Source organism: Pseudoxanthomonas sp. (genome assembly GCF_027498035.1).
Classification (GTDB): Bacteria; Pseudomonadota; Gammaproteobacteria; order Xanthomonadales; family Xanthomonadaceae; genus Pseudoxanthomonas_A.
This window is the reverse complement of record NZ_CP114978.1, coordinates 3,625,186-3,645,927: the sequence shown is the minus strand read 5'-3', so window position 1 is coordinate 3,645,927 and position 20,742 is coordinate 3,625,186. Positions and strand designations below refer to the sequence as shown.

Here is a 20,742-nt window from a genome sequence, read left to right as displayed (position 1 = left end):
CGAAGACCGGCCGGCCCCGCAGGCGAAGCTACATCTTCATGCCCGGCATGTCGTGGTCATGGGAAGACGGCGTGGCGCCGAGCGGCATGACCTTGAACTGCACCACCTGCGGCGCGGCATGGGCGAAGCGCAGCGTCGCGGTCACCACCTGCCCAGCCAGCAGCGGCCTGCGCGGTGCGATGAACATCAGATGGGTGCCCGACGGCGCCAGCGCGATGCTGCCCCCGGCCGGCAATGCGACCCCATCATCGAGCCGGCGCATGCGCATCACGCCGCCCTGCATGTCGTTGCTATGCAGCTCCACGCGTTCGGCTGCATCGCTGCTGATCGACAACAGGCGATCAGGCTGGCTGCCGTGGTTGGTCACGGTCAGGTAGCCGGCCGCGGTGGGCGCCTGCGGTGGCGTGGCGCGCATCCAGGCATTGCTGACCTGCACGCCGGCCGGCGTGGCGCCGTGTACGAACGTGGACAACAGCAGCAGCGCAGCTGTGAAAACAGGTTTCAACATGGTCCTTGCCTCTCCTCAAGGGATGCGACGGAAGCGCCCGCCGCGACGGTCCTACGATACAAACGCATGCAACGCCGGGGCGCGAAACCGCTCACGCCGGCAGATCATTGGCGCCACGCCGCTGGCGCCGCATCACCCAGCCCAGGTCCAGCGCCAACATCAGCAGCAGCGACAGTCCGACCAGCGGAAACAGCACGCCGCCGACCACCAGCAGGCCGACCACGACCTTCAGCGCCCGTGGCTGCGCAGGCAGTGGCGGCACGCCGAGCGATCCGCTCGGGCGGCGCTTCCACCACATCACCGCCGCACTCACGCACAGCAGCACGATGGCCGCGCAGGCCAGCACCAGCAGCACCTGGTTGAGCCAGCCGAACTCCTGGCCCATGTGGACGTTGATGCTCCATTCCAGGGTCTTGGCCAATGGCCCGTAGTCGGCATAGCGCATGTCCAGCAGCACCTTGCCGCTGTACTGGTCCAGGTGGATCACGCGCTGGCGCTGCAGGTCATCCGGATAGACCGACGCGGTATACACGCCACGCGCGCCCAGCGGCAGCGACACGCTGTAACCGGCGGCTAGCCCGCGTTGCGCGAACACGCGCAGTGCGGCATCCAGCCCGATCGCGCCAGGCTGGGCCGCATCACCCCCCATCGCCATGCCACCGTGCCCGGCATGGGCCATGTTCGGCATGTCGGCCATCGCCTCCTCCGGCGGCGCGGACTGCGGCAGGCGCGCCTGCTGCAGTGACCATGCCGGCAGCGTGCCGTCGGCCAGGCGCTGATCGGACATCGGCACCTGCACGCGCACCCCGGCCGGATAGCCGTAGTGGTGCCCGTTGGCCAACGCATTGACCTGCGCACCCCAGAACCACGACCAAGGCATCCCGGTCAGTGCGAGGAACAGCAGCGCGCCACCGGCCGCGATGCCGGTGACCGCATGCAGGTCGCGCCAGAACAATCGCTGCGCCGGCTTGCCGCGCACGCTGATGACGCCGCCTTTCCTCCCCCGTGGCCACCACAGGTACACGCCGGTCAGCACCAGCAGGATCGCCCAGCCCGCGCCGATTTCGATCAGTGCATTGGCCCAGCTCCCCAGCAGGTCCAGGCTGTGCAGGCGACGCATCGTCCAGCCGAAGGTGCCGCGATCGGGCAACGTCCCCAGCACCTGCGCATTGCCTGGATCGACATACACCACGCGTCGTTCGCCCGCCGCAGTGACCACGCCGACTTCCGCAGAGGAATCCTCCCGCACCGACGTGGTGTAGCGGAACACCCGGCCCGGTTGCGCCGCCAGCGCTGCATCGGCGATGCGTTGCGGTGTCGCCGCGCGCTTACCCGCCTGCAACGGCGGAACGACCAGGAGCTGGTGATGCACCAGCCGGTCCAGCGGCTTGTGGTACACGAACGCCGCGCCGGTCAGCGCCAGCCATGCCAGGAACGGCAACACCAGCAGGCCCGCGTAGAAATGCCAGCGCCACACCGCGCGATACAGCGCCTTGGCCGTGATGCCTTCGTGCGACGGCACGCTCACGGTCGCCATCAGAAATCCCAACCCAGCGAGGCGTACAACGCGCGTCCGTCACCGGGCGAAAAACCATACGACCCGGTGTCGTACCAGGCGTACACGTAGCGCCGGTCGGTCACGTTCTTCAGCTGCAGCGACAGGCTGGTGTTGCGCGGCAGCGACCATTCGGCGCCAAGGTTGAGCAGCGTGTAGCCGCCGTAGCGCCCCAGCGTGTTGGTGCGGTCGATGGAAGTAATCGCCCTGCGCGTTGACCGACGCCGACAGCTTGAACAACGGCGTGGCCTGGAAATCCACGCCGGCCGAGGCCAGGTCATGCGGCACGTTCTCGATCTCACGGCCGCGTGTGTCCGGGGCGCTCGGGTCGGGATTCACGATCGTGGCGCGTTGGCGCGCGTAGGACAGCCAGCCTTCCCAGCGTTCGCCGGCATGCAGGTTCAGCTGCGCATCCCAACCGCGACGCAGGGTGGAACCGACATTGGCCACCGCGCTCTGGTCGGCCGTGCCGGTCACGCCCAGCACCGTTGCAACCTCGCCCGACGCCCGCTGCTCCCAGTACGCGAGTCGCGCATCCAGCCACTGCGCGGGACGCAGGCGCAGGCCGGCCTCCCAGCCATCGTTGAGCGATGGCCGCAGGTTGGCATCGCCGCGCCGATAGCTGCCATCGCCCACGCCCACCTGGAAGGTGCGACCCCAGTTGCCATACACAGTCACCGCATCGGTCAGCGTGTAGGCCGCACTGAACTTGGGCTGCCGCACCAGGCCGTAGTCGTAGGCCGGATACGACGCGCCGGTCAGCCCGTCATCCAGATGCCCGCCGATGTGGTCGATGCGGTAGGCCGGCACCAGCTTGAGCCGGTCGGTCGGCTTGATCACCGCCTGCACGTAGGCGCCGCGTGTATCCAGGTCGAAATCCCAGTCGCGGATCTGGCTGGTGCGCACGCGTGCCAGCGTGCGGTAGCGCTGGGCGGCGTTGTCCTGCCACTGCGCGTCCACGCCACCCTCCAGCACCAGCCAGTCGATGGACGGGCGCCAGGTCAGCGTCGCCAGCACGCCGCGATGGGTTTCGTCGTTGTCACGCTCCTGCTGCACGCCGGCTTCGGAAAACCGCACCCAGCGGCTGTTCTCGTAATGGTTCTGGTAGAGCCTGGCGGTCCAGTCCAGGCTTGGCGTCAAGCGACCATCGGCATGCAGCGCGAACTGCTGCGTGCGGCGTTCACTGCGGTCATCGCGGGCATAGCCGGGCGAACTGCGTGGTGCGTCCCGGGCCAGCTGCGGGGTACTGAAATAGCCCGCTTCCAGCGCATCGTTGCGGTAGGACCGCGCGGTCAGGCCGACACGCCAATCCGCATCCGGGGCCGTGTAGAACCATTTCCCCGCGAAGGCATGCTGGCGGCCATCGCCATGGTCGCGATAGCTGTCGGTGCTGCGCCAGGCCGCGGTGAGGTTCTGGCTCCACGGGCCCTCTTCGAAACCCTTGGTCACCTGCACCTCCTGTGTGCCGAAGCTGCCGACACTCATGCGCGCATGGCCATCATTGCCACCGGTACGGGTGACTACGTTGACGTCGCCGGCAATCGCGTTGAGGCCGTAGCGCGGATCATTGGTACCGCGTACGACTTCGATCGCCGCGATCTCTACCGGGAAGACCGCATCCAGGTACGGCATGTTGCCGGTGTTGTCGTTGGACGGAATGCCATCGATCAGCAGCTTGATCGCGCTGACCCGGCCTTCGGCATTGAAACCACGGAACGAGAAACCGCTGCCAACCACGCCCATGTGGAACTGGGTCAGTTGCACACCGGGCGCACGCGCCAGCAACTCGGCACTGTGGTCGACCACCTGGTCCTGCAGGCGGTCGGCGCCAACGATATCGACCGAACTGAAGACGCCGCGCGTGGATAGCGCGCCATGGGCATCCGCGGCGACCTGCACCGTGCCCAGGGTCAGCGCGGTGTCGTCATTGCGACGGGAAACAGGGGCGGGATCGGTGGTCGTGGCATCGGCCAAGACCTGTGCGGACGCCACCGGCGTGCACAGACAGACGGCCAGGGCCGTCGCCAGACGCGACGGCACGACCGCCGCGGAAACGGGTCGGAACATGTGGGAACAACTCCAGAAAGCCAGCACGGCACAAGCCGCCACCCCATGCCCTCGGGCACGACAGTGACGACGCGTCAGGTCCTTCAGGCGTAAAGCGGCGGTCCGCGTGCGGCGTGCGCAGGCCAGAGGGCGCTGGCACGGGGCGAGGCCAGGACACCGGGCAACCTGCCGATGACCGACTGCAGCAGCGGCAGCAACAGCAGGACGAGTACGAACGGCAGCAGGTTGGCCGCCAGCACGCAGTAATCGCAGGCGGCTTCGTCATGGCCCGCCGGCATCGGCATGCCATCGTCGTGGTCCATCGTCATGGGCATTGCCATGTCCATCGCATGGCCGACGTGCGGCATCACAGTCTTGCCTGCGCTCGGCAGCGCCTGGCCGTGACACATGGCCTGCACGACCTGCGCCACCGACCCGCCGACCGACGCCTGCGACTGGACCCAGCGACTGATCACCGGGGCCACGGCCATCAGCAGCGCGCCCATCAGGGCGAGCCGGTGCATGGTCAGCAGGAAGCGGCGGTGGCGCAGCATGGACCTAGTCTAGACCATGGTCCAAGGTGCACCCCATGCGGCGAAGGTCGGGTCGGTCACGCCATTGCGCCGATGCCGGGACCGTCGCCCGGCGACGGATGCGGAGGGAAAGAAAAACCCCCTCGCATGCGGCGCTTTCTGTCTGCAGCCCATGCCCCGATGGGATCAGGCTTCGGCGGTGGTCGGATCGATCACCGTGCGCACCTGCGCAACCGAATTGGCCGGAAAGCCGCCCTTGGCCGCATGCTCGCGCACGCTGGCTTCGTCGGGGGCGATGTAGACGCAATAGATCTTGTCGTCGGTGACGTAACTCTGCACCCACTGGATCTGTGGCCCCATCCCGTGCAGCACGCTGCAGGACTGCTGGGAAATACCGTTGAGTTCGGCGGGTGTCAGCTTGCCCGCGCCGGGGATGTCACGTTCGATCACATACTTGGGCACGATGGCCTCCTGATGTTCGTTGCATGGACGCGGGGGAGGCGCAGCGTAACGCGCGAGGTTGGAATGGGCTTGATGCGGCGCAGCAGCCTTAGCCCGAGTTCCTTGTTCCTTTCCAATCACTTTGAAGCAAAGCTTTCGCGGCACTTCGTGCCACGACCTACTTTCTTTGCTTGTGCAAAGAAAGCTAGGCAAAGAAACACACTCCGGGCGGCACGCTCGCTTCGCGAGTTCGCTACGGGCCGAGGGATTTTTGGAAGGGACATCCATGTCCCTTCCAAAAACACCGCACATCCTTGTGCGGTGCCCTTCGGGTCTTGTCCTCGCCCCTTCGCCGTGCCTCACGGAGGATTTGAGAGCAAAGGCCAAAGCAAAAGCAAAGATCGAAAGCGGTATTTGCTCATAGCACGAAGAATCCTGCATGTCGCCGAGTCGGGCGGGATCTACTGCTTTGGCTTTGGCTTTGGCTTTGGCTTTGGCTGTTGCTTATGCGTTGCCCTTGATCTCCAGCGCCTTCAAAGCGAGCCGAGCACCGCAGCTGGAAACGGCCGAAGAGGCGCGCGTGTCTGAGCGAAGCGAGTTTGCGCGCCGTGCCGTTTGCAGCGAGGAGCGCAGGGGACCGGGCCGCAGGCCCGGTGAGTGTCAGGCGCTAGCGATTTTGCCTCCTTTTGCCAAGACAAAAGGAGGACGCGCCGCGAAGCGGGGCGGAAGCTCTTGCTTCAAGAGCCAAACCAACAATCAGAAAATTGGCAGAACCAGCAAAGCACAAGCCAGAGCGCAAGCCCTCAACTCGTAATGGTCTGCGTCAACTCCTCCCACGTCGGCGGCGTCGGCCAATCCGGATCGCGGTTGCCGTCCATCACCTGGCGCAGGTCGCGTTTGTCGATCTGCGGCGCCAGCACGTTGACCAGGTCAAGCGCGTAGTCGCGCAGCACGCGTTCGCGTGGCAGCACGGCCCAGGCGATGCACTCCTTGATCTCCTTCGGCGCCGGCCACGAGCGCAGGTCTTCATCGCCGACGCTCAGCGCCATCTCGGCCAGCAGGCCCACGCCCATGCCGGTCCGCACATAGGTCTTGATCAGGTCCGCATCCAGCGCGGTCAGGGCGATATTCGCCTCGAGGCCGGCTTCGGCAAAGGCGCGCTGCAGCGACGAGCCCGGACGGGTCGAGGATTCGTAGCTGATCAACGGTTGTGATGCCAGCGTCGCCAGGTCCGGGACCACGCCCTTGCGGTCCAGCGCATGGCCGCGCGGCACCACCACCAGTCGGCGCCAGCGGTACAGCGGCACGGCCAGGCCCGACGGCGGCGTGTCGCCGGAGGTGCTGATCACGGCCATGTCGGCATCGCCCTGGCCCAGCAGGTCCAGCGCGTCGCTTTCGGCGGCCTGCTGCAGGTGCACGCTGACCTGCGGATAGGCGCGCTTGATCTGCGCCACGGCGTGCGGCAGGACGAAGCGCGACTGGGTGTGGGTGGTGGCCAGGACCAGCTGGCCCTGGCTTTCGCGGCGCTGGTTGGCGGCGTAGGTGCGGATGTTGTTGGCCTCGGACAGCAGCGCGCGGGCGCGCTGAATCACTTCCACGCCGGCCGGGGTCACCGAGTCCAGGCTGCGCCCCTTGCGCACGAACAGCAGGAAGCCCAACTCGTCCTCCAGCTGCTTGAGCTGCTTGGACAGTCCGGGCTGGGTGGCATGCACCCGTGCGGCGGCCAGGGTGATGTTGAAATCGGCATCGGCGATGGCAACCAGGTAGCGCAGTTGGGTCAGGGTCATCTGAGGGTTCGCTGGCAGGGCCTGGGGACAGCCCTTATGGAGAAAAGGAATGTACGGGTTCCCGCCCCCCATGCACATAACTTGAAGTTATCTGAACGCAGCGGCAAGTCATTTCCGATGGTCATAAGCCGCGCGTAGCGTCGTGGCCCTTCACCGACGGACCCTCCCGTGAGCACTGCCCTGTTCCCCTTGTTCGCCGATCTGCGTGGCCGCGCCGTGCGCGTCGTGGGCGGTGGCGCGGTCGCCGAACGCAAGGTCGAGGCGCTGCTGCATGCCGGCGCCCTGCCGCGCGTCGGCGCACCGGCGCTGACCCCGCGCCTGGATCAATGGGTCGCGGAGGGGCGTATCCAGTGGACCGCTGGGGAGTTCATCCCGGCGTGGCTGGACGCGGTCTGGCTGGTGATTGCCGCGACCGACGACCCCGCCGTCAACCGCGCGGTCGCCGACGCTGCCGAATCCTGCCGCCTGCTGGCCAATGTGGTCGACGACGCCGAGCTGTCGAGCTTTCAGGTGCCTGCCCTCGTCGAGCGCGGCGCGCTGCAGATCGCCATCTCCAGCGGCGGCCACGCGCCGATGGTGGCCCGCCACATCCGCCGCCAGCTGGAAACCCTGCTGGATGCCTCGTGGGGCGAACTGATCGCCCTGCTCGGCCGCCAGCGCACCCGCATCCGCACCCGTTTCCCGGAAATGGGCGAGCGCCGTCGCTTCTTCGAAAACCTGCTGGCCGGCGCCGTGCCGCGCCTGCTGCGCCAGCACCAGGGCCAAGCCGCTGAAGCCGAACTGCAGCGCGCCCTGTCGCTGGCCCCACGGGCACCGACGGTGGGCATCGTCACCCTGGTCGGCGCCGGCCCGGGCGACGCCGGCCTGCTCACGCTCAATGCGTTGCGCGCGATGAACGAAGCCGACGTGATCCTGCACGACCGCCTGGTCAGTGCCGAAGTCCTGGCGATGGCGCGGCGCGATGCGACCCGCATCGAGGTCGGCAAGTCGGCCAAGGGCCACAGCACCCGCCAGGAAGACATCCACGCACAGATGCTGGAACACGCCCGCGCCGGCAAGCGCGTGGTGCGCCTGAAGGGCGGCGATTCGTTCGTGTTCGGCCGCGGCGGCGAGGAACTCGAATTCCTCAAGGCCCATGACGTGCCCTTCGAAGTGGTGCCCGGCATCACCGCCGCACTGGCCTGCGCCGCGTACTCCGGCATTCCGCTCACCCATCGCGATCATGCCCAGGCCGTGCGCCTGGTCACCGCGCACTGCAAGGATTCGCTGGACACGCTGGACTGGCAGGCACTGGCGCAGGAACGCCAGACCCTGGCCGTGTACATGGGCGTGGCCGGGCTGGAAACCTTTCGCGACAAGCTGATCGCCGCCGGGCGCACGCCGCATATCCCGTTCGCGCTGGTCGAAAACGGCTCGCGCCGCACCCAGCGCGTGATCACCGGCACCCTGGCCGACCTGCCGCAAACGGCCCGTTCGTTCGACGTGCAATCGCCCGCGCTGTTGCTCCTGGGCGAAGTCACCGCGCTGGCCCACACGCTGCACTGGTATGGCGATGCACCACTGGGTGACGCCGCCTCCACACATGAATCCAACGCGGCCGCGCACACGCTGTCGCGCGCCGCGTAAACGCCTTCCATACTTCAACGTCCGTTACGGAGACCCGCGCCACATGGCCATCTACGACAGCATCCTGGACACCATCGGCAACACCCCGGTGGTCAAGCTTCATCGCCTCGCCCCGGCGCACACCAGCGTCTACGTCAAGGTCGAGTCGTTCAATCCGGGCGGCTCGGTCAAGGACCGCCTGGCCCTGGCGATCATTCTCGACGCCGAACAGAAGGGCCTGCTCAAGCCCGGCGACACCATCGTCGAAGCCACTTCCGGCAACACCGGCGTCGCCCTGGCGATGGTCGCGGCCGCGCGTGGCTACAAGTTCGTCGCCACGATGGTGGAGACCTTCTCCATCGAACGCCGCAAGCTGATGCGCGCCTACGGCGCCAAGGTGATCCTGACCCCGGCGGCCGAACGCGGCACCGGCATGGTCCGCAAGGCCAAGGAACTGGCCGAGCAGCATGGCTGGTTCCTGGCCAGCCAGTTCGCCAACCCGGCCAACCCGGCCTATCACCGCAACACCACCGCGCCGGAAATCCTGCGTGACTTCGCCGGCAAGCGCCTGGACTTCTTCGTCACCGGCTGGGGCACGGGCGGCACGCTCACCGGCGTGGGCGAAGTGCTCAAGGTCGCGCGTCCTGAAACAAAGATCATCGCCACCGAACCGGCCGGCGCCGCCCTGCTGAAGGGCGATGAGTGGAAGCCGCACAAGATCCAGGGCTGGACGCCGGATTTCGTGCCGGAGGTGCTCAACCGCGACGTCTTCGACGAGCTGTACACGATCGACGACGCGCGTGCGATCGAGACCTCGCGCCGCCTGGCCGCCGAGGAAGGCATCTTCGTCGGCATCTCCGCTGGCGCCACCGTGGCCACCGCGCTGGAGGTGGCCGAGAAGGCCGTGCCGGGCTCGGTGATCCTGGCGATGCTGCCGGATACCGGCGAGCGTTACTTCTCCACGCCGCTGTTTGCCGACATCAACGAAGGCAGCGACGACGATTGGCTGGCCGGCCTGCCGTAAGGCAAGCGGCGAACCTCTCGCCACACAGCACACGGGCCGCTTGATGCGGCCCGTGTGCATTCCGGAAGCTCGCGCGACCGGATTACTTGATGGTTTCCGCGGCGCAGACCGGGTTGTTCGACACCAGCACGTCGATGTGCCGCTGGTCGATGTAGTCGTGATACGCCTTGCAGCCCTGCGTGCGCGCCTTGGACGCGACCGGGTCGATGTCCGCGTCGATGCCCTGCAGCAGGTCACTGACGATCAGGGCCTGCTTGGCCTGGGCCTGGGAGAACAGCTTGGGCCTGGCGGTCTGCGGCACGTACATGGCCAGCTGGCGCGTACCGGCGACACGGCGGTAATAGTTCACGTCCGAATTGCTGGTCACCAGCACCGAAACCAGCGCACCGTCGGCATGGCGCAGCGCTTCGACCGCGGTGGTGCGGTCAAACGTCAGCAGGATCACGCGGTTGAGCAGGTTCCTGTCGCGCAGCAGCGGGACGACCTTGGACACGCGGGTGCCTTTCAGGTCCAGCATCAGGATCACTTCCGGCGTGGCCGTGGCCCAGTCCAGCACCTGGGTCAGGCGCGGCAGGGCTTCGCTGGTCGGCTGGCCCTTGCCGTCCTTGAGCCGCAGCGCATCGAGCGCCTGGCTGTCCTGTGCGGCCAGCGGGCCGGTGCCGGTGGTGGTGCGGTCCAGGGTGTCGTCGTGCAGCAGGTACAGCACGCCATCCTTGCTGGTGGCCAGGTCCATCTCCACGCCCACCGTGCGGCTGGCGGTGCGCTGCATCTGCTGCAGGCTGTTCTCGGCCTGGTCCGGGGACTGGCGGCTGCGGTGCGCCACGATCAGCGGACGCTGGGTCAGGCGCGCCTGCGGCAGGGTCGAGCCCTGCACCATCTGGGCGAACGCTGGGGCGGCGAGCAGCGCACTGATGGTCAACCCCAGCAGGGCGCGCTTGGTGAAGGACAGCAATGAAACGGGCATGGCATGACTCAGTCTTTCGGTACACCGCTGGACCACGCATCCCAGTGGGTCAGGATGTCGGTGGTCAACGCATGACCGACGCGGTAGGCGTTGTGGGTGGACGGCAGGAAGCCGCCCGACTTGGCCGACAGCGAACTCCCGACATCCTGCCCGGGTGCTTCACGGTCGAAGTTGGAGCCCGTGCGCAGCAGGGCGATGCGGTTGAACTGCAGCAACCCGGCATCGGCACCCCGCTTGAGCGCGGTCAGGGTCGCATTGTCCTCCATCTGGGTCGTGCAGTAGTTCCCCTTGCCATCGGTAGTCAGGCTCACGTAAGCCTCCATCGCCTGGGCGATGCGGCTGCCGTGCCAGTAGGTGTCGCTGGTCAGGGTGTCGCAGATGCTCACCCTGGGCGCGCCATGGCCTGCGGCCTGCGGGTACCGGGTGCGATAGGCCCTGGCCACGTCGCTGTCTTCCAGCGGGACCTTGGCGCTGAGCGCATAAGCCTTCTGCAGCAGGGTTTCGTCCAGTTGGAAGACCTCGGTGCCGGTCTTCCAGGCGCTCTTCTCGCCCGGGGCCTTGGCCCCCAGCATCACCAGATTGGACGACCAGTCAGCCGGCTGCTGGCGCGGGTCCACGACGTGCAGCAGCCCACCGTCGATGGCATAACGGGCCCAGTGCGCCGAACCCAGCGTGCCATCGGCCGGGTCCACGCCGCCGATCCCGGCGATCAGGAAGTAGGTCTGTTTCAGGTCGAACCTGCCCGACTGCACCAGCGCACTGACCGAACTGGCCGCGTTGGCCAGGCCCATGTCGGTGGTCATCAGGCACAGGTCGGCATCGGTGCACGACACCTGCGGGAATTGGGGTGACAGGCCGGGCACATCGACCTGCACGGTGAAATCCTCGGCCGCGCGCCACGGCGCTGCTTCGGGGGTGAACATGGTGATCACCAGCACCTTGGGCGCGAGGGGCGCCGCGGCCGCGGCGACGCTGACCAGGCAGCAGGAAGACAGGGCCAGCAGCCAGGCGATGGTCTTGGAACGGGACATGCGCACCTTGGAATGTAGAAGCGTGGATAAAGCGATGCCTGCAGGCCGACACGCGCGTGCGCGGCAGACTGCAGGCATCGGAGAAAAACCAGGCGCCGCGGCGGTGAAGCCAGCGACGCCCCGTGCGCCGTGCATCGCCGGGACACCGGGATGCACGCCACGCACGATGCTGCGCTTACAGGCCGAACGAACCGCCGAAGGTCACCATGACGGTGCGGTCCTGCAGCAGCTGCCAGGTCGCGGCCGAGGCGGTGGTGGTCAGGCTCGTGGTCGACGAGTAGGTCAGCGCCTTGCGGTTGCCGAGGTTGTACAGGTTGAGCTTGATGTATGGCTTCTTCAATCCACCGAAGTCGTTGAAGTTGTAGCCACCATTGAGGCTGAGCACGGCGAAGCCGCCCGAGTACGAACCGGCCGCGTTGGTGAACGTGCCCCAGATGCCGCTCTGCACGGTGCCGGTCAGGCTGGCCCAGACGGGACCCTGGGTGTAGTTCAGCGCGGCATAGCCGGCGTGCTTGGGCACGTTGACCAGGGTGCTGCCGGCGGTGGCGGCACCGTTGGACGCGTCATCCTTGATCTCGGCTTCGGTGTAGGCGTAAGAGCTGTACAGGTTCCAGTTGTCGTTGAACTTGTAGCTGAATTCACCGTTGATGCCGCGCATCTGCACCGCACCCAGGCCGAAGTACACGTACTGCCCGGTGTTCGCATCGCTGCCGCTGAACTGCTTGTTCTTGAAGTTGGTGGCGAAGGCATCGATCACGGTGCTGACCTTGTCACCATAGAAGCGCCAGCCGAAGTCGGCGGTGGTGGCCTGCTCCGGCTCAGCGTTGCCCGAACTGGTGCTGGTACCGGTCGCGGCGGCGTAGGCAGCGTTGTAGACGTCGTCGATCGCGGCCAACGCGATCGGCGCGCGATAGGTCTTGCCGACGCCGAAATACAGCTGGTTGGCATCGTTGAGCTGGTACTTCACGCCACCGCTGGGGGTGAAGCGCTTGTAGCTCTTGGAGCCGGTGGCCGAGAACTCGCTGGTCGAACCGGAGTCGGGCAGGTTGTAGTAGGTGCCTTCGCGCTTGATCCAGGTGTAGGCGCCGCCAACGGTCACCGACAGGTCGTCGGTCGGGGTCCAGGTGTTGTTGGCGAACACGCGCTCGGTCGGGGTGGTGACCGAGTACTTGTAGGCGATGTACGGGTTGCCGGCCGAGTTCTTCAGGTAATAGGCGCTGTTATGCCCCCACAGGTCCGACGCGCCGCCGGTGGCATCGACGCCCAGGCGCGCATTGAGGGCGCTCTGGCGCGGGCGCTCGGCCAGGAAACCGTACTCCAGGCTGTCGTTCTCGCTGAAGTCCTGCTTGAACTTGACGTGCACACCCGGACGCCAGGTGTCGGAGGTGTAGAAGTTGTAGTAGTTGCCGGTGCCGGTCCCCGAGCCGGAACCGCCGCCGCCGTAGCCGTAGACGAAGTACGGCACCACCGACAGGTGCAGGTTGTCGGTCAGGGTGAACTCGCCGTCCAGGCTGAGGATCCAGCTGCGGAACGGGTTGGTCTGCAGGCCCGAGTAGGTGTTGGCGCTGGAGGCGCTGTAGAGGCTGCTGTAGCCGGTCTTGTAACCGTACTGCGCGATCTGGCTCTTGGTCAGGGCGCGGTAGTTGTTCTTCATCTCGCGGTTGTACTGCAGCGAGGCGGTGACCGAATTGTCGTCGTCGATGGTCCAGATCGACTTGGCGTCGATCTTGGTGACCTTGGACTGGCCGGCGCCGCGCCACAGGTCGGTCTGGTTGTTGGAATAGGAGATCCACGAACGCACCGGACCGGTATCGCCGGTGTTGTAACGCAGGAAGGTGCGCTTGTAGTCGTTGCTGCCCAGGCTCTGGCTGAAATCGAGGCCGGCATCATGGGTCGGGTCGACCGTGACCCAGGCGATATTGCCGCCGGCCGCGCCGATCACCGGCGAGGTGACGCTCGGGAAGCCCTGTTCGACGGTGATGTCGCCCATGTTCTCGGTGTCGCCGTACTCGGTGGCGTAGATCTTGTAGTTGCCCGAGTCGTTGATCGGCACGCCGTTGACGGTCACGCCGACTTCGTCGCCCGGGAAGCCGCGCACGGTGAATGCACCGTCATTGAGGCCGGTGACGTCGTTGGTGGCCGAGATCGCACCCGGGATGCTGGTCAGCGCCTGGGTGAAGTTGGCACCCGGCGTGGACTTCAGGATCGCCTCGCGGCCGACCGTGGACACCGCCTTGGAGGCGGCCTGGTACTGCATGTTGCCGCCGCCGATGGACTCGACCTGGCCGCTGACCTGGACCGCGTCCAGCTGCTGCACCGCGCGCTTGGTCGCGTTGGAGTTGGTGGTGTTGGAGGTGCTGGTGACGCTGGAACGCTGGGTGGTGGTGTCGGTGCCCGTCGAGTCCTGCGCGAACGCGACGCCAGCGGACGCATACAGCGCGGCCGTCACGGCGAGGGTCAGGATGCCTTTATTCATGTGGGGAGTGCCTGTGTGGGTAAGGTTGAGCGAAAGAAACTTCGAACCTCGCTGACACCCTCGTGGCCGGATGGACACGACAGAATCATCGATGGTCGTTTGAGCCATTCCATCGGCCCGCCAGCGTTCAACGTCCTGCTTAGTGCGCCTGCGTGGCCGCACCGGGAAGCACGCTTTGGTAGCGGTCCCAGTGCTGCAGGATTTCGTGGATCACCGGCACGCCGACCCGGTAGTTGGCTTCATAGGCGGCCACCTGCCCCGGCGTTTCATCGCCGATGGTCGCCAGCGGGTCCATGCCCGGCGGCGGCATCGAAGGATTGCTCGCGGTGCGCAGCACCAGCACCCGCTGCGGGTCGAGCAGGTGCAGCTGGCCGTAGCGCTTGATGCGCTGGGCGGCGTTCTGGCTTTCCATATTGGTCATGACGAAGCGGCCCTTGCCGCCGGTCCACAACTTCACCCAATCCTCAGCCCACTGGTTGCGCATGGAGCCATGCCAGTAACGTTTGCTGCCCAGGGTTTCGCCCAGGATCACCTGCGGCGGCTTCTGCGCATTGGGAAAGCCCACCCACGCCTTGCGGCGCGCGGCCAGCTCGGCGGTGTCGGGAATCTTCACGCCCTTGGTCAGCTCATACGCCCACTGCACCAGCGACGGATTGAGCGTGTAGGCCATGCCCAGCTCTTCGGGACTTTCGACGCTGCCAAAACCATTGGGATCGGTCGGCAAGGCATTGGGCTTCATCGCGCCGATGGCGAACAGGCCATACGGCCAGTCCCTGGGCACCTGGCGGTCGTCGAACTCGCGCAGCTGGTCGCCGTTGACCACCCAACGCGCCCAGGCGGCGCTGCCAACCGAGACCTCGTTCGGATTGCCGCCGGAGATGCCGGTAAACAGCCAGTAGGTGTGGCTGAAATCGAAGCGCGGATCCAGCACGAAGGCATCCATGTCGCTCAGGATCAGCCCGTACAACCCCTGGTCGTTGCGACGCACCGGACGTTCGGCACCACGCACGGCGATGGTCTGGTCCAGGTGTTCGCGCTCGACCCAGAACTGGTACTCGCCCGGCTTGTCACCGGTATCGGCGCCGTTCTCGAAATTGGCCACTACCACCATCTTCACCGCAATGCGCGCGCTCGGCGCGGCCTGCGCCGGCACGGCCGGTTCGGCGGCCCCGGCCAGCTGCGCGACCAGCGCCAGGCCAACGACGGCCAGGCCACGGCGGAACTTCATCAACGACATTGCGACTCCCGGGAAAGAGGAAGCGGAAGACGCTGCCTGGAAGACGAATAACTCATGGCACCGACGCTCCCACCGCCTGCGGCTGCGGACGCGTCAGCAGCTGCGACATCAGCGCCTCGAAACGCGGCACATCGATCTGGCGCACCACGGTTTCGCGCTGCTCGCCCTGGCCCGGCGCATACGGCGCGCTCCACGACAGGATGTCGCCGTAGCCCGCGCCGTGTTCGGTGTTGGTGTCGACCATCAGGTCGTCGGATTCGGTGATCAGGGTCGGGTCCAGCCACACCGCAACGGCCAGTTCGTCCCACAGCGGGAAGCCGGTGGCACGCGTGGCCAGTGCCCTGGAAATCGGCGTATTGGCCGCACGCATGCGCGTGAGCAGTTCCGGCGTGACCTCGGTGGCGGTGGACGGATCGACCGGCACCATCACGATCTTCTGCCACGGCGCGCGCATGACGATGCTGGCCGCTTCCGGATCGAAGCGGATGTTGAACTCGCGCCTTGGGGTGTTGACGAACTCGCGCGCGAACTGCCGTGCCGCCTCGCTGTCGCGGGCCTGCTTCGGCTCCAGGCTGCCGCCCATGTAGACCAGCTCCTTGGCCAGTGTCGCGAACTGCGGGTCCAGGCGCTGGGCCAGCGCCAGATTGGTCAGTGGCCCGGTGGCGATGATGGTCACCTGGCCCGGATGCGCGTGGACCATGCGGATCATGAAGTTGGCGGCCAGCTCGCTGGAAGCCTTCACCACGCCGGGGTTGCCCAGCTTCAAAGTCGGCACGACCTCAGGGCCGTGGTACTGGGGATCGGCCTGGAAATTGTTTTCCACCCAGTGCTTCATCCATGCGCCCTTCCACACCAGCTTGCCGTACAGCGCTTCCCAGCGTTCGGTGGCCGCTTCGGTATTGACCAGCGGGTAGACCGCGCCAGGCACGGCGGGCACGTCCGGATGACCGGTGATTTCCAGCATGCGGCGCGCGTGCGCGGTGGCTTCGGTCGCCCACACGTTGCCGCTGACCGTGGTCAGCCCTAGCACCTGCACGTCCGGCGCCTGCAATGCCATCACCTGCGCAGGCGCGAAGCCGTCCAGGTCGTCGTCCAGGATCACCAGCTTTTTCTCGGCGGCCAGCGACGGCAGCGCGCAGGCCAGTGCGGCACACAGCGCCGCCGCTTTCATCCACTTGATGGCGTGACCAGCCATCAATACGCACCCTTCAGGATCTGCGTTTCGAACGCAGCGAAGTCGCGTTCCAGCTGCCACTGCATGCGCGCCTTCTCGCTCCTGGCCAATAGCGCGTCGCAGCGCGCATCGGGCTTGGCTGCATTCGCACGCAGGCTTGCGGCACAGGCCGCACCCGGCGCGCTGCCATCGTCATTCCACAGGCTGTCGCCGGGGATGAACGCGTAGGTCAGGCCGTTGCGCGCGATCTGCTTGAGCGTGGCGTAATCCACGCCCTGCTCCTGCACGGCACGCTGGTACTCGTGGGTCATGTCACTGCGCGAGACACCTTCGTCATCGGTGGACAGCACCACCGGCACGCCAGCTGCCAGATACATCTGCAGCGGATGGTCACGACCCTTGACCCCCAGGATGCCGTCGTTGCTGGACAGGTTGATCTCCACTGCAACGTGCCTGGCCTTCATCTGCGCCATCAGGCCGGCGGCATCGTCCTCGTAACCGATGTCAACGCCATGACCGATGCGCCTGGCACCGGCGTCGACCGCATCGCGGATGTGGAAACGCAGGTCCGCCGGCGGCACCAGGCCCAGCGCCAGCTCACCGGCATGCAGGGTCAGCGGCACGGTCGGGTAGCGCGTGGACAGGAAGCGGAACATGTCCATGTGCAGGCGGTAGTCGGACAGCGCGACCGGATTGTCTTCCGGCGCGACGATGTTCACCGCGGCGAAGCGCTCAGGATCGGCCTGCACCAGCGCGTAACCCATCACCATCTGGCCGAACACCACCGGTGGCGGCAGCACGCGCAGCACGTACGGCACATAGCGGTAGCGCACGCCACAGCCCGGGCTGGCATCGGCCTGGCCGCAATGCATCAGCGTGCGCACCTGCGCATCGAGCGTGGCGAAGTCTTCGCGCGCGGCGCTGACCAGTTCGGGCAGCTCGCCTTGCAGTGGCGCCAGGTCGGCAGCGAAGTCCTTCGCGTTCCACGCAAGCGTCTGCGCGCGCTTGCCCAGCGCGGCGGCCTGCGGCGGGTTGGCGATCAGTTCGACATAGGGCACGTGGTCGCGCGCGGCCTGCTCCAGCGTCACCACCACGCCTTCGGCACGATGGCCACCCAATCCGCCAAATTTCGCGAAGGTGCTGAAGAACTGGTCATGCCCCGACGCCGCGGCATTGCCCGGCACGAAGTTGCGCATCGACAACGCATCGACCGTGGCCGAATAGAACGCCGCATCGCGCGCGGCCAGGCCACGCGCAGGCACCTGGCCTTCGCCACACGGCGGCGGGGACAGCTGGTGGCCGGCCACCGCGATGCAGGCATTCTCGGCATCGGCCCAGCGCAGGAAATCTTCCGCGTAGACGCTGCCACCCAGGTGATTGTGCAGATCGCCGCCCTTGGGCATGGCCTGCAGGAAGGCGCGCAGCTTCGCGCCATTGCCACTCAGGTCGTGCATGACCTGCGCCACCCGCGCCTGATTCGAGCGCACCGCCGGCGCGCCATCGGCCGCCCATGCGGTCCCTGACAGCGCACTGCCCACGATCACACCCACCCACAACAGCCTGCTGACTACCACGTGCCTTGGTCCCCTTTGCTTCATTGACTTCAGTGTCCCCACACCACGCCGCGCTACAGCGCGTAGCGCAGGACGAAGAGCGCGGCGACCACCCAGGTGGCCACATGCACGCCGCGCCAGCGGCCGGTCCCCAGCTTCAGCAGCGCATGGCTGACAAAGCCCAGGGCCAGGCCGTTGGCGATGGAATAGGTGAAGGGCATGCCCAGCGCAGCCAGGCAGGCTGGCATCGCTTCGGTCACATCGCTCCAGTCCAGGTGGACCAGCTCGCGCAGCATCAGCCCGGCCACGTAGATCAGCGCCGGCGGCGGTCGCGTAGGCCGGGACCATGCCGGCCAGCGGCGAGAACATCAGCGCCAGCAGGAACAGCGCGGCCACGGTCAGCGCGGTCAGGCCGGTGCGGCCACCGGCCTGCACGCCCGCGGCGCTTTCCACATAAGCGGTGGTGCTGGAGGTGCCCAGCAACGAACCAGCCAGCACCGCGGTGCTGTCCGCCAGCAGCGCGCGGTCGAACTGCACGCGCTGCTCGGGCTTGTCCAGCAGACCGGCGCGCTGGGCCACACCAGCCAAGGTGCCGGTGGCGTCGAACATCTCCACCAGCAGGAACACCAGCAGCACGTGCAGCAGGGCCATGACGCCGCCGTGCTGGGTCAGCGCCCCGGCGATGTCCAGCTTGAAGAAGGTCGGCGACAGGCTCGGTGGCAGCGCCATCAGCCCGGCGTAATGGACCTTGCCCAGTGCCAGGCCCGCCAGGGTCACGGCGAGGATGCCGATCAGGATCGCGCCGCGGACCTTCCAGGCATCCAGGATGCCGATCAGCACCAGCCCGGCCAGGGCCAGCAAGGGTTCGGCGGTGTGCAGGTCGCCCAAGGTGACCAGCGTGGCCGGGCTGTCCACGACCAGGCCCGCACCCTGCAGGCCGATGAAGGCCAGGAACAACCCGATACCCGCGGCAATGCCGCTACGCAGCGATTGCGGGATGCCATCGACCAGCCAGCGCCGCGCGCCAGTCAGGGTCAACAGCAGGAACACGCAGCCGGAAACGAACACCAGCCCCAGCGCCTGCGGCCACGGGTAACCCATCGCCCCGACCACGGAAAACGCGAAGAACGCATTGAGCCCCATGCCTGGCGCCAGCCCGATCGGCCAGTTGGCCAGCAGGCCCATCAGCAGCGAGCCCAGCGCCGCAGCCAGGCAGGTGGCGACGAACACCGCGCCCTTGTCCATGCCGGCGGCCGCCAGGATGTCCGGGTTGACGAAGACGATGTAGGCCATCGTCAGGAAGGTGGTGAACCCGGCCAACAGCTCGGTGCGGACCGAGCTGCCGTGCTCGGCGAGGCGGAAGCCGGGCCAGCCCATCATCGACTGGCGTCCGGGTGATTCAGGTCGCGCGGGCCAGGCCCGGCCTGCTGGCAACAGACAAGGGAAACAGCAAATGCAGGTGATGCGACGGGCATGGACGGTCCGGGGCAGGCAACGGCAGGAGGCTGGCACCGCTGTCGGCAGGGATCGCAAGCGGCGCAAGCAGCGGTGTGTTTCCCGCTGCGTGCGCCATGCCGCGTTCCCATCCGGACGACGGATGCTGCAGAGCAGCATCCTGTTTTCACACGAGCATTACGAAAATGCAAGTTACTGAGAACTTGTCGTTATGTGTCAATAACGACACACACCAAGCCTCCCGCCCGCAGGCCCCGCCGTTAGGGCATCTGCAGACTTTCGCCCTGCTCTGGCAGCAGGAATCTCACGCCCAGGTGATTTCCGTCTTGCAGCTGTCTGGCGATCAAAGCGCGCGGATCGCGGCCAGCCTGCAGGGTCGGTTTGATGTGGCCGATCAACACCGGCAGGCCCTTGAGCGGCGCCTGCCCACCGGCCGCTGCAGCCAGCGCGTCCAGCTCGCGCTGCAGCCAGGCCGGGGTCAGATGGCCGAACAGCTGGGCGTCCGGCAGGTCATTGGGGAACGAGGCCTCGATCAGCATGCCTTTCAGCGCATGGGCCCGCACCAGCGGCGCTAGCACCTGCCAGATGTCCGCCAGCCGGTGTTGGCCGCCGGAGAGTGCATCCGGGCCGGTGTCGCCGAAATAGGCGAAGTAGGCATCGCCGGACCGGACCAGCACCATCGACGAGGTCAGCCGGTCGTGCCACAGCGGATAGACGCTGGCCGACAGCGAGGTCCCGGGGATGTTGAACCACTGGCCCGGCACGGCTTCGGTCAGGCGATATCGGCCCAGGGCCGGCGCCGGGCCGCGGTCGGCGAAGTTCGGCCAGGCGGTCCAGTTGAAATAATCGCGACTGAGCGTGTCCAGGGTCGGCGGCAGGCCATAGATCGGCTTGTGCCCGGTGTCGTCGGTGGCGGCGATCAGCAGGCCTTGGACATGGTCCAGATGCGCGTGGCTGATGAAGTAGCCGGCGATCAGGTCGCGGAACACCTGCCCGCGTGGTGTCTCGGCCCCGGACGGCCCGGCATCGGCGAAGGCACCGTGCTCCAGCGCGCGTCCGATGCCCGGCAGCACGCTGCCGGCATCCAGCGCCAGGTACCGCGTATCGCCCTTCGCGCGGACCAGGTAGGACGACAGGTTGCCGTCGTCCAGTCCTCCGTTCACGCCCAGCGCCACCAGCTCGAAACCGCCGGATGCCTGCGGCGCCTGCGCCAGTGCAGCCGATGTCCCCAGCAGCATGCCAAGCAGCAGCACGGCAACGCGCAGTGACGGGTGACGGGACGACATGGCGCGAAGCGACGGGATGGACCGCATGACATGACTCGGATCAGGGGGAGTGGAGTGTAAGCGCGGT

Annotated in this window: 14 protein-coding genes and 2 pseudogenes; 2 read left to right on the top strand and 14 right to left on the bottom strand. The window is 66.9% G+C overall.

The genetic code is table 11. The annotated features are described in order from the left end of the window. Positions 1 to 28: 28 nt before the first annotated feature. The 6 genes and pseudogenes from O8I58_RS15915 to O8I58_RS15890 all read right to left on the bottom strand — a co-directional run bounded on the left by O8I58_RS15915 (position 29) and on the right by O8I58_RS15890 (position 6,870). On the bottom strand, positions 29 to 508 hold the full coding sequence (locus O8I58_RS15915; protein ID WP_298318186.1) for a copper chaperone PCu(A)C: 480 nt from the start codon (positions 506 to 508) through the stop codon (positions 29 to 31). Positions 509 to 599: 91 nt separating this feature from the next. Next, complete coding sequence (locus tag O8I58_RS15910) at positions 600 to 2,045, bottom strand: PepSY-associated TM helix domain-containing protein (protein ID WP_298318184.1); 1,446 nt, start codon at positions 2,043 to 2,045, stop codon at positions 600 to 602. After that, positions 2,045 to 4,037 (bottom strand): annotated as a pseudogene (locus O8I58_RS15905) (TonB-dependent receptor). The gene O8I58_RS15910 and the pseudogene O8I58_RS15905 overlap by 1 nt, the downstream one beginning before the upstream one ends. Positions 4,038 to 4,213: 176 nt before the next feature. Continuing rightward, positions 4,214 to 4,663: a DUF2946 family protein gene (locus O8I58_RS15900; protein WP_298318182.1), complete on the bottom strand. Its 450-nt coding sequence runs from the start codon at positions 4,661 to 4,663 to the stop codon at positions 4,214 to 4,216. Between the two features lie 165 nt (positions 4,664 to 4,828). Next, positions 4,829 to 5,104: a DUF4242 domain-containing protein gene (locus O8I58_RS15895; protein ID WP_093134521.1), complete on the bottom strand. Its 276-nt coding sequence runs from the start codon at positions 5,102 to 5,104 to the stop codon at positions 4,829 to 4,831. Positions 5,105 to 5,886: 782 nt separating this feature from the next. Then, the gene (locus tag O8I58_RS15890) at positions 5,887 to 6,870 is read right to left on the bottom strand and encodes a LysR family transcriptional regulator (RefSeq protein WP_298318173.1); all 984 of its coding nucleotides are present in this window, start codon (positions 6,868 to 6,870) and stop codon (positions 5,887 to 5,889) included. 168 nt (positions 6,871 to 7,038) lie between these two features. Here O8I58_RS15890 and cysG point away from each other — a divergent pair, with 168 nt between their 5' ends. Beyond that, positions 7,039 to 8,496 (top strand): siroheme synthase CysG, encoded by a 1,458-nt coding sequence (cysG, locus tag O8I58_RS15885; protein WP_298318170.1) that lies wholly within the window; start codon positions 7,039 to 7,041, stop codon positions 8,494 to 8,496. 43 nt (positions 8,497 to 8,539) lie between these two features. Then, entirely contained in the window at positions 8,540 to 9,499 is a 960-nt protein-coding gene (cysK, locus tag O8I58_RS15880; RefSeq protein ID WP_298318167.1) for a cysteine synthase A, read from the top strand. Positions 9,500 to 9,581: 82 nt separating this feature from the next. Here the strand turns inward: cysK and O8I58_RS15875 are convergent, their stop codons facing one another. The 8 genes and pseudogenes from O8I58_RS15875 to O8I58_RS15840 all read right to left on the bottom strand — a co-directional run bounded on the left by O8I58_RS15875 (position 9,582) and on the right by O8I58_RS15840 (position 20,675). After that, positions 9,582 to 10,463 (bottom strand): glycerophosphodiester phosphodiesterase family protein, encoded by an 882-nt coding sequence (locus O8I58_RS15875; RefSeq protein WP_298318165.1) that lies wholly within the window; start codon positions 10,461 to 10,463, stop codon positions 9,582 to 9,584. Between the two features lie 8 nt (positions 10,464 to 10,471). Then, positions 10,472 to 11,494, bottom strand: coding sequence for a purine-nucleoside phosphorylase (locus O8I58_RS15870; protein WP_298318163.1), 1,023 nt, complete (start codon positions 11,492 to 11,494; stop codon positions 10,472 to 10,474). 175 nt (positions 11,495 to 11,669) lie between these two features. Further along, entirely contained in the window at positions 11,670 to 13,970 is a 2,301-nt protein-coding gene (locus O8I58_RS15865; protein ID WP_298318161.1) for a TonB-dependent receptor, read from the bottom strand. 139 nt (positions 13,971 to 14,109) lie between these two features. Further along, entirely contained in the window at positions 14,110 to 15,207 is a 1,098-nt protein-coding gene (locus O8I58_RS15860; RefSeq protein WP_298318158.1) for a purine-nucleoside phosphorylase, read from the bottom strand. 52 nt (positions 15,208 to 15,259) lie between these two features. Next, entirely contained in the window at positions 15,260 to 16,378 is a 1,119-nt protein-coding gene (locus O8I58_RS15855) for a nucleoside hydrolase (protein WP_298323068.1), read from the bottom strand. Positions 16,379 to 16,401: 23 nt separating this feature from the next. Further along, positions 16,402 to 17,907, bottom strand: a complete 1,506-nt coding sequence (locus O8I58_RS15850) for an adenosine deaminase family protein (protein WP_298323065.1) — start codon at positions 17,905 to 17,907, stop codon at positions 16,402 to 16,404. A gap of 101 nt (positions 17,908 to 18,008) precedes the next feature. Further along, positions 18,009 to 19,311: pseudogene (locus tag O8I58_RS15845) on the bottom strand (NCS2 family permease). 338 nt (positions 19,312 to 19,649) lie between these two features. After that, complete coding sequence (locus O8I58_RS15840) at positions 19,650 to 20,675, bottom strand: MBL fold metallo-hydrolase (RefSeq protein ID WP_298318155.1); 1,026 nt, start codon at positions 20,673 to 20,675, stop codon at positions 19,650 to 19,652. Positions 20,676 to 20,742 lie beyond the last annotated feature (67 nt).

Coding starts and splice junctions, on each gene's coding strand:
- O8I58_RS15915 (WP_298318186.1), bottom strand. CDS start 508: ATGTTGAAACCTGTTTTCACAGCTGCGCTGCTGCTGTTGTCCACGTTC.
- O8I58_RS15910 (WP_298318184.1), bottom strand. CDS start 2,045: ATGGCGACCGTGAGCGTGCCGTCGCACGAAGGCATCACGGCCAAGGCG.
- O8I58_RS15900 (WP_298318182.1), bottom strand. CDS start 4,663: ATGCTGCGCCACCGCCGCTTCCTGCTGACCATGCACCGGCTCGCCCTG.
- O8I58_RS15890 (WP_298318173.1), bottom strand. CDS start 6,870: ATGACCCTGACCCAACTGCGCTACCTGGTTGCCATCGCCGATGCCGAT.
- cysK (WP_298318167.1), top strand. CDS start 8,540: ATGGCCATCTACGACAGCATCCTGGACACCATCGGCAACACCCCGGTG.
- O8I58_RS15875 (WP_298318165.1), bottom strand. CDS start 10,463: ATGCCCGTTTCATTGCTGTCCTTCACCAAGCGCGCCCTGCTGGGGTTG.
- O8I58_RS15870 (WP_298318163.1), bottom strand. CDS start 11,494: ATGTCCCGTTCCAAGACCATCGCCTGGCTGCTGGCCCTGTCTTCCTGC.
- O8I58_RS15865 (WP_298318161.1), bottom strand. CDS start 13,970: ATGAATAAAGGCATCCTGACCCTCGCCGTGACGGCCGCGCTGTATGCG.
- O8I58_RS15860 (WP_298318158.1), bottom strand. CDS start 15,207: ATGTCGTTGATGAAGTTCCGCCGTGGCCTGGCCGTCGTTGGCCTGGCG.
- O8I58_RS15855 (WP_298323068.1), bottom strand. CDS start 16,378: ATGAAAGCGGCGGCGCTGTGTGCCGCACTGGCCTGCGCGCTGCCGTCG.
- O8I58_RS15840 (WP_298318155.1), bottom strand. CDS start 20,675: ATGTCGTCCCGTCACCCGTCACTGCGCGTTGCCGTGCTGCTGCTTGGC.